Consider the following 17,442-nt stretch of genomic DNA (forward strand, 5'->3'; position numbering starts at 1 on the left):
CGTGCTTCAGCTCCTTGTATCGGGCGAGCGGGCGATCAGGTGGGACGGGTCAGTCGGAGCCGATCTCGCCGTCCAGCAGCGCGAACAGCTCGTCGTCCGAGGCCTCGTCGACGGTCGCCGCCTCGTCCTGGGCGGCCGGCGCGGGCGCTGCCGCGTCGTGCCAGCGGGACAGCAGCGCCTGGAGGCGCACGGTGACCTTGGAGCGGGTCAGCTTGTCCAACCCGTCGGTGTTCAGCAGCGGTTCGAGCTGTTCCAGGCTGGCGAGCAGCGCCTGCGCGGGGTCGTCGTCCGCGGGGGCCAGTGCCTGGAGGAGGTGGTCGGCCAGCTCCAGCGGGGTCGGGTAGTCGAAGACGAGCGTGGCCGGCAGCCGCACCCCGGTCTCGACGACGAGCCGGTTGCGGAACTCCACGGCCGTCAGTGAGTCGAAGCCGAAGTCCTTGAACGGCTTCTCCGCCTCGACGGGCTGGTCGGCGGCGAAGCCGAGCACGGCCGCGACCTGCTTGCGGACCAGCCCCAGCACCAGCTGCGGCCGTTCGCCGGCCGGCAGCGCCGCCAGCCGCGCGGTGAGGCCGCCGTCGGCCGCGCCCGGTCCGCCGGCCGCCGCCGCGCGCCGCACCGGGCCGCGCACCAGTGACCGGAACATACCGGGCACCTCGCCGCTCATGGCGCGCCCCAGGGCCCGGGTGTCCAGGCCGACCGGCACCAGGAGCGCCCGGTCCGCGGCGACCGCCGTGTCGAACAGCGCGAGGCCCTGCTCCTGGCCGAGGGCCAGGATGCCGCCGCGCGCCATCCGCTCGACGTCGGCCCCGGTCAGGGCCGATCCCATGCCGCCGGTCGCCGGGTCCCACAGGCCCCAGGCGAGCGCCGTGCCCGGCAGCCCCGCGGCCCGGCGCTGGGCGGCGAGGCCGTCCAGATAGGTGTTGGCGGCCGCGTAGTTGCCCTGTCCCGCGCCGCCGAAGACTCCGGCCGCGGAGGAGAACAGGACGAAGGCGTCCAGGTCCAGGTGCGCCGTCAGCTCGTGGAGGTGACGGGCGGCGTCGGCCTTGGGGCCGAGGACGGACGCGACGCGGGCGGGGGTCAGCTTGCCGATGACGCCGTCGTCCACGATGCCGGCCGTGTGCACAACGGCGCTGAGCCGGACGACACCCGCCAGCAGTCCGGCCAGGCTGTCGCGGTTCGCGACGTCGCAGGCCGCGACGGTCACCGCGGCGCCGGCCGCCTCCAGTTCGGCGACCAGGGCGTCCGCGCCGGGCGCCTCCGGACCGCGCCGGCTGACGAGCAGCAGGTCCCGTACGCCCCGGGCGGTGACCAGGTGCCGGGCGACGAGCGCGCCCAGCCCGCCGGTGCCGCCGGTGATCAGGACGGTGCCGTCGGAGCGCCAGGGGGCGCCGTCGGCTTCCGCCGTGACCGCACGGACGAGCCGCGGCGCCCACAACACGCCGTCACGCAGCGCCAGTTCCGACTCGTTCGCCGAGAGCACACCATCCGGAACGGTGCCAGCGTCGGTGTCGCTGTCCAGCAGGACGATGCGGCCCGGGTTCTCCGCCTGGGCGGCCCGGACGAGGCCGGTCACCGCCGCCTGGCCCAGCTCCGTCACCCCCTCGCCGGGGGTCACCGCCGCCGCGCCGCGGGTCAGGACGAGCAGCCGCCCGTCCTCGTTCTCCTCGGCGGACAGCCACTCCTGAAGGTCCGTCAGTACAGCGGCGACCGCGTCGGCCGCGGAGCGACCGGCCGGTGCCGTCAGAACGGTCGGCGCGGGTCCTGAGTCCGTGGCACCGGGGGTGATCTGCTTCCACTCGACGGTGAACAGGGCGTCGTCGGATGTGTCCGGGGTGCCCAACTGGGCTGCGGACACCGGTCGCAGGGTGAGGGTGCCGATCGAGGCGACCGCGCCGCCCTCGGCGTCGGCGACCCGCACCGAGACACCGCCGGGGGTGGCCGCCGGGGCGAGCCGTACCCGCAGCGCCTTGGCGCCCGAGGCGTGCAGGGTGACGTCCGACCAGGCGAAGGGCAGCCACATGGCGCCCGGGTCCGCGTCGGCCGGACCGCTCATCAGGCCGGGGCCGCCCAGCGCGACCGCGTGCAGCGCGGCGTCCAGCAGGGCGGGGTGCAGACCGAACAGCCCGGCCTGCGACTCCTCCTGCTCGGGCAGCGCGACCTCGGCGAAGACCTCGTCGCCGAGCAGCCAGGCGGCCCGCAGGCCCTGGAAGGCCGGGCCGTACTCCAGGCCGCGGCCGGCCAGTTCGTCGTAGAGGTCGTCCACCGCGACCGGCTCGGCGCCGGCCGGAGGCCACTGCGCCAGATCGAACCCGGCGGCGGGGGCGTGCTCGGTGAGCGTGCCGTCGGCGTGCCGCGTCCATGCCGTGCCCTCCGGCGCGCCCTCCGGCCGGGAGAAGATCGTCACGGCACGCTGCTCGCCGCCGTCCAGCCGCACCCGCACCTGGACGGCGCCCACGGCGGGGACGACCAGCGGGGCGTGGAGGGTCAGTTCCTCCAGCGTGCCGCAGCCCGCCAGGTCACCGGCGTGCACGGCGATCTCGACGAGTGCGGTGCCGGGGACGATCACGGTGCCGTTGACGGCGTGGTCGGCCAGCCACGGGTGGGTGGCGAGCGACAGCCGCCCGGTGAACAACAGCCCGTCCGAGTCCGGGATGCCCACGGCCGCGCCGAGCAGCGGATGTCCCGCCGTGTCCTGGCCGAAGTCGGCGGCGTCGCCGCTCGGCAGGGCGTTGGACTTGAACCAGTAGCCGCGGTGCTGGAAGGCGTACGTCGGCAGGTCCACGAGTCCGGCGGCGGCGCGGCCCGCGAAGAAGGTGCGCCAGTCGACGCCGATGCCGCGCAGGTACAGGCGGGTGACGGCCTCCACCAGGGTCTGTGCCTCGTCGCGGTCCCGGCGCAGCGCGGGGACCAGGACCGACGCGACCGGGTCGGTCACGCTCTCGGCGCCCATCGCGCTCAGCACGGCGTCGGGTCCCAGTTCCAGGAACGCGGTGACGCCCCGCTCCTCCAGCGTCGTGACGGCGTCGGCGAAGCGGACGGCCGCACGGACGTGCCGGACCCAGTAGGCGGGGTCGGTCAGCTCCTCCTGGGTGGCGGCCTTGCCGGTGAGCGTCGACACGATCGGGATCGAGGGCGCGTGGTAGGTGAGCCCGGCCGCGACGGCACGGAACTCCTCGAGCATCGGCTCCATGTGGACCGAGTGGAAGGCGTGGCTGACGGTGAGGCGCTTGGTCTTGCGGCCCTGCTCGTCGAAGTACGTGACGACCTGCCCGACCGCGTCCTCGTCGCCCGAGACGACGATGGAGGTGGGCCCGTTGACGGCCGCGATTCCCACCCTGTCGGTCAGCTGCGGCAGGACCTCGGCCTCGGTGGCCTGGATCGCCGCCATCGCACCACCGGACGGCAGTTGCTGCATCAGCCGGCCACGGGCGGAGACGAGCAGCGCCGCGTCCTCCAGCGACCACACCCCCGCCACATGCGCTGCCGCCAACTCCCCGATGGAGTGGCCCGCCAGCACCTGAGGCCGGATGCCCCACGCGGCGACCTGCCGGAACAGGGCCACCTCCAGGGCGAACAGCGCGGGCTGGGTGTAGCCGGTCGCGTCCAGCGAGCCGTCGTCCGCGAACAGCACGTCCTTGAGCGGACGGTCCAGGTGCGCGTCGAATGCCGCCGCGACGTCGTCGAGCGCCGCCGCGAACACCGGGAACGCGGCGTACAGCTCCCGCCCCATGCCGGCCCGCTGGCTGCCCTGGCCGGTGAACAGGAAGCCGAGCTGCCCTGATCCGGGGCCGTCGCGCAGGACGCCCGGCGCGCTCCCGCCGTCGGCGAGGGCCGCGAGGGCGGTGAGCAGTTCCTCCCGGCCCCCGGCCACCACGCCCGCCCGGTACGGGAAGGCGGAGCGCGTCGTGGCGAGGGCCGAGCCGACCGTGGACGGGTCGGCGGTGACGGAACCGTCCCGCAGGTACGCGTGCAGCCGCCCGGCCTGCGCGGTCAGCGCCTCCGGGGTGCGGGCGGACAGCAGCCACGGCACGACCGGCAGTTCGGCGACCGCGGCCTCCTCCGCCGATTCCTCGGCCGGGGTCTCCTCCACGATGACGTGGGCGTTCGTTCCGCTGATACCGAAGGAGGAGACGCCCGCGCGGCGGGTCCGCTCCCCCGCCGGCCACGGCCGGGCCTCGGTCAGCAGCTGGACGGTCCCGGCCGACCAGTCGACGTGCGAGCTGGGCGCGTCCACGTGCAGGGTGCGCGGCAGTTCCTCGTGGTGCAGGGCGAGCACCATCTTGATGATCCCGGCGACGCCCGCGGCGCCCTGGGTGTGCCCGAGGTTGGACTTGATCGAGCCCAGCCACAGCGGCTGGTCCTGCGGGCGCTCCTGCCCGTAGGCGGCGATGAGCGCCTGTGCCTCGATGGGGTCGCCGAGCTTGGTGCCGGTGCCGTGCGCCTCGACCACGTCGACCTGGTCGGCCGACAGCCGGGCGCTCGCCAGCGCCTGCCGGATGACGCGCTGCTGGGAGGGGCCGTTGGGGGCGGTGAGGCCGTTGCTGGCGCCGTCCTGGTTGACGGCGCTGCCGCGGACCACGGCCAGCACGCGGTGCCCGTTGCGCCGGGCGTCGCTGAGCTTCTCCAGCAGCAGGACGCCGACGCCCTCCGAGAGACCGGTGCCGTCGGCGGCCTCCGCGAACGGCTTGCAGCGGCCGTCACCGGCCAGCCCGTCCGCCCGGCTGAACTCCAGGAACGTTCCGGCGGAGCCCATCACCGTCACCCCGCCGGCCAGCGCCAGCGTGCACTCCCCCGCCCGCAGCGCCTGGCCCGCGAGGTGCAGGGCGACCAGGGCGGACGAGCAGGCGGTGTCGATGGTGACGGCCGGGCCCTCCAGGCCCAGCGCGTACGAGACCCGGCCGGACAGGACGCTGCCCGCGACACCGGTCATCATGTGCCCGGCGACCTCGGCGGGCATCTTCTGCAGCCCGCGCAGGTAGTCGGAGCTGCTGACGCCGGTGAAGACCGCCGTGCGGGTGCCGGACAGCGCCACCGGGTCGATCCCGGCGCGTTCCAGCGCCTCCCACGACGTCTCCAGCAGGACGCGCTGCTGCGGGTCCATCGCGAGGGCCTCGCGGGGGCTGATCCCGAAGAACTCGGCGTCGAACTCGGCGGCGTCGGCGAGGAAGCCGCCCTCGGGGGCGCCGTCGCCCGCGGCGCCGCCCTTCTCCCGTTCGCTGTCCTGGAACTGGGTGAGGTTCCAGCCGCGGTCGGTGGGGAACGGCGTGAGACCGTCCGCGCCGGCCGCGAGCAGCTCCCACAGCTCCTCGGGCGAGGTGACGCCGCCCGGGAAGCGGCAGGCCATCCCGATGATCGCGATCGGCTCGCGGTCCTTGTCCTCCGCCTCCCGCAGCCGCCGACGGGCATCGTGCAGGTCAGCGGCGACCCGCTTGAGTGTGTCGACCAGCTGCTTCTCGTCCGCCATCAGTTCTCCTCAAAGGTGTGCAGGGCGCCGTCAGGCGATGCCGAGTTCGTCCGTGATGAAGGCCAGGACCTCGTCGGTCGTGGCGTCCTGCAGTCGTTCGTTGACGTTCTCGCCGGTGTCGCCGCCCGCGCCGGCGCGCAGGTTCTTGAACCGGGAGAGCAGTTCCTCCAGGCGGGCGGTGACGGCGGCGTGGACGCTGTCGTCGAGGGACACCTCCGGCAGATAGCCGTCGAGGCGGTCGAGTTCGGCGAGCACGGCGTCGGCCGGGTCGGTCTGCTCGGGGGCGAACTCGCCGTAGAGCAGCCGGGCCAGCGCCAGCGGGGTCGGGTGGTCGAAGACGGCGGTGGCGGGCAGCCGGACACCGGTGGCGGCGCCGAGCCGGTTGCGGAACTCCACGGCGGTCAGCGAGTCGAAGCCCAGCTCCTTGAAGGAGCGGGTGGCGCCGACCGCCGAGGTGCCGGCGAAGCCGAGCACCGCCGCCGCGTAGGACTGCACCAGGTCGAGCAGCACGGTCTCCCACTCGTCGGTGGGCAGTGCGGCGAGCCGCTTGCGCAGCGCGTCGCCTTGGGCGCCGGCCTCCGCCGCCGACGCGCCCTGCGCGGTGCGCCGGGACGGGCCGCGGACCAGGGAGCGCAGCAGCGGCGCCACCGGGCCGTCGCCGGCCTGCGAGCGCAGCCCCGCGGTGCTGAGGCCGATCGGGACGAGAGCGGGCTCCGTCCCGCCGACTCCGGCGTCGAACAGGGCCAGGCCCTGCTCGGGGCTGAGCGGCCGGATGCCGGAGCGGGCCAGCCGCGCCAGGTCCGTGCTCTCCAGGTGCCCGGTCATACCGCTCGGCTCGGCCCACAGGCCCCAGGCGAGGGACACGGCGGGCAGCGCCGCGGCCCTGCGGTGGGCGGCGAGGGCGTCGAGGTAGGCGTTGGCCGCCGCGTAGTTGGCCTGGCCCGCGTTGCCGAAGACCCCGGCGGAGGAGGAGAACAGGACGAACGCGTCCAGTTCCGTGCCGGCCGCGACCGTCAGCTCGTGCAGGTGCCGGGCCGCCTCGGCCTTGGGGGCGAGGACCGCGAACAGCTTCTCGGGGGTGAGCTTGCCGAGTGTCGCGTCGTCGAGCACACCGGCCGCGTGGACCACACCGCGCAGCGGTCGCGCCGCAGGAACGGACGCGAGGAGCGCGGCGACCGCGTCCCGGTCGGCGACGTCGCAGGCGGCGACGGTGACGGTGGCGCCCGCCCCGGAGAGTTCGGCCACGAGTTCGGCCGCCCCCGGGGCGTCCAGGCCCCGCCTGCTGGTGAGCAGCAGGTGCCGCACACCGTGCTCGCCGACCAGGTGCCGGGCGACGAGCGCGCCCAGACCGCCGGTGCCGCCGGTGATCAGGACGGTGCCGTCGGACTGCCACGGCGCCAGGGCGTCGGCCCGCGCTTCGGCCCGGACCAGCCGGGGGGCGAGGATCTTCCCGTCCCGCAGCGCGAACTCCGGCTCTCCGGTTGCCAGGGCCGCCGCGAGCAGCGTCCGGGAGGGGATGCCGGTACCGATGTCCGCGAGGACGATCCGGCCAGGGCTCTCGGACTGGGCGGAGCGGACCAGGCCGTGGACGGCGGACTGCGCGAGGTCGGCGATGTCCTCGCCGGCCTCGGCGGCGACCGCGCCGCGGGTGACGACGACGAGCGTGGTGCCGTCGGTGCGCGGGTCGGCGAGCCACACCTGCAGATCGCCGAGGGCCTGCATGACGGTGTCCTCGGTGCCGCTCTGCCAGTGCACGGGCGTCAGGACGGTGCCGATGGAACCGTCCAGCTCATCGGTGCTGAAGATCTCCGGCAGGCCGGGGAAGAGCGGGTCGTCGCCGAACACCGCCCAGTCCGTGGGTGCTTGCGGCTGGTCGTCCGGGGCCGTGACCGCGGTCCACTCGACGCGGAACAGCGAGTCGCGGAACGGGTCGGAGCCGGCCGAGCCGAGCTGGGCGAGCGCCTCGAGGGGGAGGCGGCGCAGCAGCAGGGAGTCGACGGCGGCGACCGGCGCCCCGGTGGCGTCGGCGACGTTCAGGGTGACGGCGCCGGTGCCGGGCGCCGCGGCGATCCGCACCCGCAGGGCGGAGGCGCCGACGCTGTGCAGCGCGACACCGGACCAGGCGAACGGCAGCCAGGGGCCCTCTCCTTCGTCACTGTCCAGGCCGCTCATGATTCCGGGGGCGCCGAGCGCGATGGCGTGCAGGGCGGCGTCCAGCAGGGCCGGGTGCAGGGCGTAGTCGGCGGCCGCGGAGACCGCCTCGGTGGGCAGCTCGACCTCGGCGAAGAGCTCGCCGTCGCGCCGCCAGGCCGCCCGCAGTCCACGGAAGACCGGCCCGTAGTCCAGGCCGACGGCGCCGAGGTCCGCGTACAGGCTCTCGGTCGTCAGCGCCTCGGCGCCGGCCGGCGGCCACTGGGTGAGGTCGGGTCCCGGGGCCGGGGCGTCCGCGGTCAGCAGACCGCTCGCGTGCCGGGTCCACGGGGTGTCCTCGTCGCTGTCCTCGGGCCGGGAGAAGACCGCCACCGGGCGGTGTCCGTCGGCGGCGGGCTCGTCGACCAGGACGCGCAGCTGGGTCTCGCCGCGCTCCGGCAGGACGAGCGGGGCCTCCAGGGTCAGTTCGGCCAGCGTGCCGCAGTCGGCCTCGTCACCGGCCCGTACGGCGAGTTCGAGCAGCGCCGTCCCGGGGACGAAGACCACCCCGCCGACCGCGTGATCGCCCAGCCAGGGCTGGGACTTGAGGGAGAGCCGGCCGGTGAGCAGATGGCCGTCGCGATCGGGCAGCGCCACGGCCGCGCCGAGCAGCGGGTGTCCTGCCGGCGTCTGGCCGAGCCCGGCCGGGTCCACGGACCCGGAGACGGCCTCCAGCCAGTAGCGCTCGCCCTGGAACGCGTACGTCGGCAGGCCGGTGCGCTCCAGGGTGCGGCCGGCGAAGACCGCCGACCAGTCGGGGCGTCCGCCGTGCGCGACCAGCCGCCCGAGGGAGGTCAGGACGCGGCCGGCGCCGCCGTCGTCGCGGCGCAGGGTGCCGGTGACGACGACGTCGTCGGCTCCGGCGGCGGCCACGGTGTCCTGGACGCCGACGGTGAGCACCGGGTGCGGGCTGCACTCGACGAACACCGTGTGCCCGGTGAGGGCGAGCGCCCGCACGGCCGGCTCGAACTTGACGGTGTGGCGCAGGTTGCGGTGCCAGTACGTGGCGTCCATCTCGCTGCCGTCGATCAGCCGGTCCTCCAGCGTGGAGTACAGCGGGACGCGTCCCACCCGCGGCCGGACGGGGGCGAGCACGTCCTCCAGCTCCTCGCGCAGCGACTCCACGTGCGAGGAGTGCGAGGCGTAGTCGACGTCGATGCGGCGGGCCCTGATGGTGCGCCGCTCGCAGGTGGCGAGCAGTTCGTCGAGCGCGCCGGGGTCGCCGGAGACGACGGTGGAGGACGGGCCGTTGTTCGCGGCCACCGAGATCTGGCCGGGCCAGGCGGTCAGCAGCTCCTCGACCTCGGCGGCGGGCAGCGGCAGGGAGACCATGCCGCCGGTGCCGGCGAGGCCGACGAGCGCGAGGCTGCGCAGGGTGACGACGCGGGCGGCGTCCTGGAGGCTGAGCGCCCCCGCGACGCACGCGGCGGCGATCTCGCCCTGCGAGTGCCCGACGACGGCGGACGGCCGGATGCCGAGCGACTCCCAGACGGCGGCGAGCGAGACCATCACCGCCCACAGGGCGGGCTGGACCACGTCGACGCGCTCCAGGGACGCGGCGCCCTCGACGCCGCGCAGCACGTCCAGCAGCGACCAGTCGGTGAACTCGTCGGCCGCGGCGGCGCAGGCTTCGAGGCGGTCCCTGAACACCGGTGAGGTCTCCAGGAGTTCGGCGGCCATGCCGATCCACTGCGAGCCCTGGCCCGGGAAGACGAAGACCGTCTTGCCGGGGGCGCCCGCGAGGCCCTCCTCGACACCGGCGGCGGGAACGCCGTCGGCGATGTCCTTGAGGGTCTGGATCAGCGTCGGCCCGTCCGCACCCACGAGCACCGCGCGGTGCTCGAAGGGCGTGCGGGTGGTGGCCAGCGCGTGCCCGATGCTGCCGAGCGCGGTGGCGCCGAGCTCGGGCGCTCCTGCCAGGTGGGCGTGCAGCTTGCGGGCCTGGGCGCGCAGCGCGATCTCGCTGCGGCCGGTGAGCAGCCACGGCACGGGTGTGGTGTCGGTGGCGGTGAACGGCGCGGGGGCGGCCGGCTCCTCGACGGCGGCGGCCGGCTCGATCGCCGGCGCCTCCTCCAGGATGACGTGCGCGTTGGTCCCGCTGAAGCCGAAGGCGGAGACGCCCGCCCGGCGGGCGCCGGACCCGCCGCGCGGCCACGGCCGCGCCTCGGTGAGCAGCTCCACGTTCCCCGCGGACCAGTCGATGTGCGGGCTGGGCTCGCCGACGTGCAGCGTCGCCGGCAGCTCCTCGTGGCCGAGCGCGGTGACCATCTTGATGACGCCCGCGATACCCGCGGCGGCCTGGGTGTGGCCGAGGTTGGACTTGACGGAGCCGAGCCACAGCGGCTGGTCGGCGGGCCGCTCCTGGCCGTAGGTCGCGATGATCGCCTGGGCCTCGATCGGGTCGCCGAGCCGGGTGCCGGTGCCGTGCGCCTCGACCGCGTCGATGTCGGCGGCGGCCAGTCCCGCGGAGGCCAGCGCCTGCCGGATGACGCGCTGCTGGGAGGGGCCGTTGGGGGCGGTGAGCCCGTTGCTGGCGCCGTCCTGGTTCAGGGCGCTGGCGCGGACCACGGCGAGGATCTCGTGCCCGTTGCGCCGCGCGTCCGAGAGCCGCTCGACGAGGATCATGCCGACGCCCTCGGCCCAGCCGGTGCCGTCCGCCGTGGACGCGAACGCCTTGCAGCGGCCGTCGGCGGCCAGTCCCCGCTGGCGGCTGAAGTCGACGAACGTGTCGGGCGTGGCCATGACGGTGACACCGCCGGCCAGCGCCAGCGTGCACTCGCCGCGCTGCAGGGCCTGGATCGCCAGGTGCAGGGCGACCAGGGACGAGGAGCAGGCCGTGTCGACGGTGATCGCCGGTCCCTCCAGCCCCAGCACGTACGAGACGCGGCCCGACAGCACCCCGGCGGACGTCCCGGTCCCGAGGAAGCCGTCGACGCCCTCGGGCAGTTCGCCGAGCCGGGTGCCGTAGTCGTGGTAGATCACGCCGGCGAAGACCCCGGTCGAGCTGCCGCGCAGCGTGGCCGGGTCGATCCCGGCCCGCTCCAGCGCCTCCCACGAGGTCTCCAGCAGCAGTCGCTGCTGCGGGTCCATGGCGAGGGCCTCACGCGGGCTGATGCCGAAGAAGGGGGCGTCGAAGTCGGTGGCGTCGTACAGGAACGCGCCCTGGTCGGTGTACGTGGTGCCGGGGCGTTCGCCCGTCGGGTCGTAGAGCGACTCGACGTCCCAGCCGCGGTCGTCGGGCAGCCCGGCCATCGCGTCGGTGCGGGTGGCGAGCAGCTGCCACAGGTCCTCCGGGGAGCGCACCCCGCCGGGGAACCGGCAGCCCATGCCGACGATCGCGATGGGCTCGTCACCGGAGACCGTCGTGCTCGCCACCGGTCCGCCGCCGCCCGCCGCCAGTTCGCCGACGAGCTCGGTGCGCAGGAACGTGGCCAGCACGTCCGGCGCCGGGTAGTCGAAGACGAGCGTGGCGGGCAGCCGCAGACCGGCCGCGGAACCGAGCCGGTTGCGGAACTCCACACCGGTCAGCGAGTCGAACCCGAGGTCCTTGAACGCCCGGGACGGGTCGATGGCCTCGGCGCCGGAGTGGCCGAGAACGGCCGCGACGTTGCTGCGCACCAGGTCGAGCAGGAACTCCTCCTGCTCGGCGAGGGTCATCGCGGCCAGCCGCGGACCGAGCTCCAGCGCGGCCCCGGCGGTGGCCGCACGGGCGGTACGGCGGGCCGGAGCCCGCACCAACGCCCGCAGCAGCGGTGGCACTTCGTCGGGAGCGGCGGTCGCCGGCAGTTCCAGGTGCATGGGGACGAGGGCGTGGGCGGCGAGGCCGACGGCCGTGTCGTACAGGGCCAGGCCCTCGGCGCTGGTGAGCGCCGCCGCGCCGGAGCGCGCCAGCCGCTCGCGGTCGGCCGCCTCCAGGACGTCGGCCATGCCGCCGCCCTCGGAGGCCCAGGCGCCCCAGCCCAGCGACAGCGCGGGCAGGCCCGCACCGCGCCGGTGCGCGGCGAGCGCGTCCAGGTAGGCGTTGGCGGCCGCGTAGTTGGCCTGGCCGGGGTTGCCGAACGTGCCGGCCGCCGAGGAGAACAGCACGAACGCGGCGAGGTCCAGGCCGCGGGTCAGCTCGTGCAGGTGACGGGCCGCGTCGGCCTTCGGGCCGAAGACCCGCTCGACGCGCTCGGGGGTGAGCGACGCGAGGATGCCGTCGTCGAGCAGGCCCGCCGCGTGCAGCACCGCCGTCAGCGGGTGCGCCGCCGGTATCGCGGCGAGCGTGGCGGCCAGCGCCTCACGGTCCGCGGCGTCGCAGGCGGCGAACGTGACGCTCGCCCCCAACGCTGCCAGTTCGGCGGCGAGTTCGGCGGCCCCGGGTGCGTTCAGGCCGCGCCGGCTGGTCAACAGCAGGTGGCGTACGCCGTACTCGGTGACCAGGTGGCGGGCCAGCAGCCCGCCGAGCGCGCCGGTGGCGCCGGTGATCAGCACCGTGCCCTCGGGCGCGAGCGGCGCGGGCACCGTCAGCACGAGCTTGCCGGTGTGCCGGGCCTGCCCGATGTGGCGGAACGCCTCGGGCGCCTGCCGGACGTCCCAGGCGGTGACGGGCAGCGGCAACAGTGCGCCGCTGTTGAAGAGCTCCAGGAGGGCGGCGTACATCTCCTGGATCCGCTCGGGACCCGCGTCCATGACGTCGAACGCCTGGTACGCGACGCCCGGGTGATCGGCGGCGACCGTGTCCGCGTCCCGGATGTCCGTCTTGCCCATTTCGACGAACCGGCCGCCGCGCGGCAGCAGCCGCAGCGACGCGTCCACGAACTCGCGGGCGAGGGAGTCCAGGACGACGTCCATGCCGCGGCCGCCGGTCGCGCCGAGGAAGCTCAGCTCGAAGTCCAGGGTGCGCGAGGACGCGATCCGGTCGTCGGTCAGACCGAGACCGCGCAGCGTCCCCCACTTGCCGGTGCTCGCCGTGCCGTACACCTCGGCGCCCAGGTGGGCGGCGAGCTGCACGGCGGCGATGCCGACGCCGCCGGCGGCGGCGTGGATGAGGATCTTCTCGCCGGACTTCAGCCCGGCCAGGTCGTTCAGCGCGTAGTACGCCGTCAGGTAGACCACCGGGGCGGCGGCCGCCTCGGCGAACGTCCAGCCGATCGGCATGGGCGCGACGAGCCGGTGGTCGACGACCGCGAGCGGCCCGAACGCACCCGAGAACAGACCCATCACGCGGTCGCCGGGCGCGAACCCGCTGACACCGGGGCCCGTCTCCACGACCACACCGGCCGCCTCGAGACCGAGCCGGCCCGCGTCGCCCGGGTACATGCCGAGCACGTTCATCACATCGCGGAAGTTCAGCCCCGCCGCGCGGATCGCGACCCGGATCTGACCCTCGGCGAGCGGCTCGGCCGCCTCGGGGAAGTCGGCGACGTAGATGCTGTCGAGGGTCCCGCCGGCGGTGAAGTCCAGCCGCCAGGGGGCCGTGTCGGCATGCGCCGGGAGGGTCTGCAGGCTGTCGGCGGACGAGCTGCGGAGCAGCCGCGCGGTGAGCGCCTGCCCGCCGCGCAGCGCCAGCTGCGGCTCGTCCGCGGCGATCGCGGCGGCCACCGCCGGGACCAGGGCCGCGGCCGAGGCCGGGGTGCCGTCGAGGTCCACGAGCACGATCCGGTCCGGGTACTCGGACTGCGCGGACCGCGCCAGACCCCACACCGCCGCGGCACCGGGGTCGGCGACGGCGTCGCCGGGAGCGGCGGCCAGAGCGCCGCTGGTGACGAGCACCAGCCGCGCGCCGGGCTGCTGATCGGCGTCCAGCCAGTCCTGGAGCAGCGCCAGGGCGCTGTGCACGGTGCCGCTGACAGCATTGCCGTCGGTGGTGAACTGCGCGAGGGTCAGCTCGGCCGTCGCTTCCGTCAGGGTCTCCCCCGCCTCGGTGAGCGCGTCGGCCAGGCCGAACGTGTCGGCGCCGATCAGCGTCCAACTGCCTCCGGGGCGCGCCTCGTCGGCGACCTGGAGCGGAGTCCAGTCGAGCCGGAACAGCGACTCGTGGTGGGCGGCGCCACCGGCGGTCGCCGTCAGCTGGTCCACCGCGAGAGCACGCAGCACCAGCGAGCCCACGGACGCGACCGGCGCTCCGGCGGCGTCGGCCAGCTGGATCGCCACACCGCTGCCGGAGGCCGCGGGCGACACCCGGATCCGCAGCACACTCGCACCGGCCGCGTACAGGGCGACATCCGACCAGGCGAAGGGGAGCTGCGGCGCGCTGCCGTCCTCGACGAAGTCGCCGAGGCTGATCGCGTGCAGTGTCGCGTCGAGCAGTGCCGGGTGCAGTCCGAACGCCTCGGTGTCGGCGGACGCGTCCTCGGGCAGTGAGACCTCGGCGAAGACGGCGTCCCCGTGCCGCCAGGCTGCCCGCAGACCCTGGAACAGCGGGCCGTACTCCAGGCCCGACGCCGCCAGGTCGTCATAGAGGTGACCGGTGTCGATCGCGCTCGCACCGGCCGGCGGCCACTGCGAGAAGTCGAACGCCGGGTCGGGGGCCAGCACCGACGCGGTCAGCAGGCCGTCGGCGTGGCAGGTCCAGGGAGCGTCGTCGGGCGCGTCCTCGGGCCGCGAGAAGACCGTGACGGGCCGCAGCCCGCCCGCATCGGCCTCCCCCGCCTGCACGCGCAGCTGAACGGCGCCCTGCTCGCCCAGCACCAGCGGCGCCTGCAGCGTCAGCTCCTCGACGGTGCCGCACCCGACCTCGTCGCCCGCCCGCACGGCGATCTCGACGAGCGCGGCGCCGGGCACGATGACCGTTCCGGAGACGGCGTGGTCGGCCAGCCACGGGTGGGTGTTGAGCGAGAGCCGCCCGGTGAACAGCACGCTGTCCGTGTCCGGCAGCGTGATCGCACCGCTGAGGAACGGGTGACCGCCGGACCGCAGCCCCAGCCCGGTCGCATCACCGGTCGACGCCACCGTGCGCGGCCAGTACTGCCGGTGCTCGAAGGCGTAGGTGGGGAGGTCGACGGGGGTGTGGCCGGTACCGAAGAAGGCCGGCCAGGAGACGGTGCCGCCGTGGGCGTGGAGGCGGACGAGGGCTTCGGTGAGGAGCTGGGCCTCGTTGTGGTCACGACGGAGGGTGGGGATCAGGGTGGCGGTGTCGGCGGCGGAGTCGGCGGCCATCGCGGTGAGAACGGCGTCCGGGCCGAGCTCCAGGAACTTGGTGACGCCCTGGTCCTGGAGGGTGGTGACGGCGTCGGCGAAGCGGACGGCTTCGCGGACGTGGCGGACCCAGTAGGTGGGGTCGGTGAGTTCTTCGGTGGTGGCGGGCTGTCCGGTGAGCGTGGAGACGATCGGGATGGTGGGTGCGGTGTAGGTGAGCCCGGCCGCGATGGCGCGGAATTCTTCGAGCATCGGCTCCATGTGGAGGGAGTGGAAGGCGTGGCTGACGGTGAGGCGCTTGGTCTTCCGGCCGATGCCGTCGAAGTGCGCGATGACGGCGGCCACTGCGTCCTCGTCACCGGAGACGACGATGGAAGTCGGCCCGTTGACGGCCGCTATCCCGACCTTCTCGGTGAGCTGCGGCAGGACTTCGGCCTCGGTGGCCTGGATCGCGGCCATCGCACCACCGGACGGCAGTTGCTGCATCAGTCGACCGCGAGCCGCGACCAGCAGCGCCGCGTCTTCCAGCGACCAGACACCGGCGATGTGTGCCGCCGCGAGCTCACCGATGGAGTGACCGGCGAGCACCTGCGGCCGGATCCCGAAGGACTCCAGCAGCCGGAAGAGCGCGACCTCCAGAGCAAACAGACCGGGCTGCGTGAAGCCCGTCTCGTTCAACCGGCTGTTGGTCTCCGCGAACAGCACGTCCTTCAGCGGCAGTTCAAGGTGAACATCGAGCGCGGCACACACCTCGTCCAGCGCCGCCGCGAACACCGGGAAGGCGGCGTAGAGCTCACGCCCCATCCCGGCCCGCTGGCTGCCCTGCCCGGTGAACAGGAACGCCGTCCGGCCCCCGTGCGCGGAGCCCTGTACGAGGCCGGGGGCGTTGCCGCCCTCGGCCAGTGCCGTCAGGCCGGCGATCAGACCGGCGCGGTCGGCGGCGACGACACCCGCCCGGTGGGAGAACACCGCGCGGGTCGTGGCCAGGGAGTATCCGACGGCGGCCGGGTCGAGTTCGAGGGTGGTGTCGGCGAGCAGGTGGTCCCGCAGGCGGGCGGCCTGGGCCTGGACGGCCTCCGGCGTCTTGCCGGACAGCGTCCACGGCACCACCGGCAGCGCGGCGGCCTCAATGACGTCCGCCGCTGCCTCGACCGGCGCTTCCTCCACGATGACGTGGGCGTTCGTTCCGCTGATGCCGAAGGACGAGATGCCCGCGCGGCGGGTGCGCTCGCCCGCCGGCCACGGCTGGGCCTCGGTCAGCAGCTCGACGTCACCGGCGGTCCAGTCGACGTGCGAGCTGGGAGCGTCGACACCGAGTGTCCGCGGCAGCTCCTCGTGCCGCATTGCCAGCACCATCTTGATGATGCCCGCGACACCGGCGGCGGCCTGCGTGTGGCCGAGGTTGGACTTCACCGAGCCGAGCCACAGCGGCCGGCCCTCCGGGCGGTCCTGCCCGTACGTCGCGAGCAGCGCCTGCGCCTCGATCGGGTCGCCGAGCTTGGTGCCGGTGCCGTGCGCCTCGACCGCGTCGACCTGGTCGGCGGAGAGCCGGGCGCCGGCCAGCGCCTGGCGGATGACGCGCTGCTGGGAGGGGCCGTTGGGGGCGGTGAGCCCGTTGCTGGCGCCGTCCTGGTTGACGGCGCTGCCGCGCACGAGCGCGAGCACGCGGTGGCCGTTGCGCTTGGCGTCGCTGAGCTTCTCCAGCAGCAGCATGCCGACGCCCTCGCCCCAGCCGGTGCCGTCCGCGGCCTCGGCGAAGGGCTTGCAGCGGCCGTCGGGGGCCAGGCCGCGCTGGCGGCTGAAGTCGACAAAGGTGTCCGGGGTCGCCATGACGGTGACACCGCCGGCGAGCGCCAGCGAGCACTCGCCGGTGCGCAGCGCCTGGGCCGCCAGGTGCACGGTGACCAGGGACGACGAGCACGCCGTGTCGACGGTGACGGCCGGGCCCTCCAGCCCGAAGGCGTACGAGACGCGGCCTGAGGCGAGGCTGCCGCCGACGCCCAGGAAGCCTTCGACGTCATCGGCGGCGTGCTCGAGAACGTCGCTGTAGTCGCCGTACATGACACCCGCGAAGACACCGGTCGCGCTGCCGCGCACCGAGGCCGGGTCGATGCCCGCGCGCTCGAACGCCTCCCACGACGACTCCAGCAGCAACCGGTGCTGCGGGTCCATGGCCACCGCTTCGCGCGGGCTGATCCCGAAGAAGCCGGGGTCGAAGTCCGCGGCACGGTCCAGGAAACCGCCGTGCCGGGAGTACGTCTTGCCCACGGCGTCCGGGTCGGGGTCGTAGATCCCCTCGACGTCCCAGCCACGGTCCAGCGGGAACGACGACACCCCGTCGCCGCCCGCGGCCAGCAGCGCCCACAGCTCCTCGGGCGACGTGACACCGCCCGGGTACCGGCAGGCCATACCCACAATCGCGATCGGCTCGTGGCCCGCGCCGGAGAGCTGGCGGTTCTGCTCGCGCAGCCGCTCCGTCTCCTTCAGCGACGCGCGCAGAGCCTCAACGATTCTCTCGTTCGATGCAGACGTTGCAGACACCTGAACCTCACCCATTCGCGTCATCAGAAGTCGGACCCTTCGAGCGCCTTCGAGATGAGGCTCTCGGCATCCATATCGTCGATCGATTCGCTCGCGTCCTCGGCCGTCGGGCCGTCGTCCTCCGTCTG

2 protein-coding genes are annotated in these 17,442 nt (G+C 74.7%); both read right to left on the bottom strand.

Annotated elements, in window-relative coordinates; translation table 11 throughout:
• Positions 1–49: 49 nt before the first annotated feature.
• Positions 50–5,467 carry a type I polyketide synthase gene (locus tag LNW73_RS09900; RefSeq protein ID WP_441349489.1) on the bottom strand — a complete coding sequence of 1,806 codons (5,418 nt, stop codon included), beginning with the start codon at positions 5,465–5,467 and terminating at the stop codon, positions 50–52.
• A 27-nt stretch (positions 5,468–5,494) separates the two neighbouring features.
• A complete protein-coding gene (locus tag LNW73_RS09905) occupies positions 5,495–17,314 on the bottom strand; it encodes a type I polyketide synthase (RefSeq protein ID WP_250989680.1) in 11,820 nt (3,939 codons plus the stop codon).
• Between the last annotated feature and the right edge of the window lie 128 nt (positions 17,315–17,442).

Source organism: Streptomyces sp. RKAG337, assembly GCF_023701715.1.
GTDB lineage: Bacteria > Actinomycetota > Actinomycetes > Streptomycetales > Streptomycetaceae > Actinacidiphila.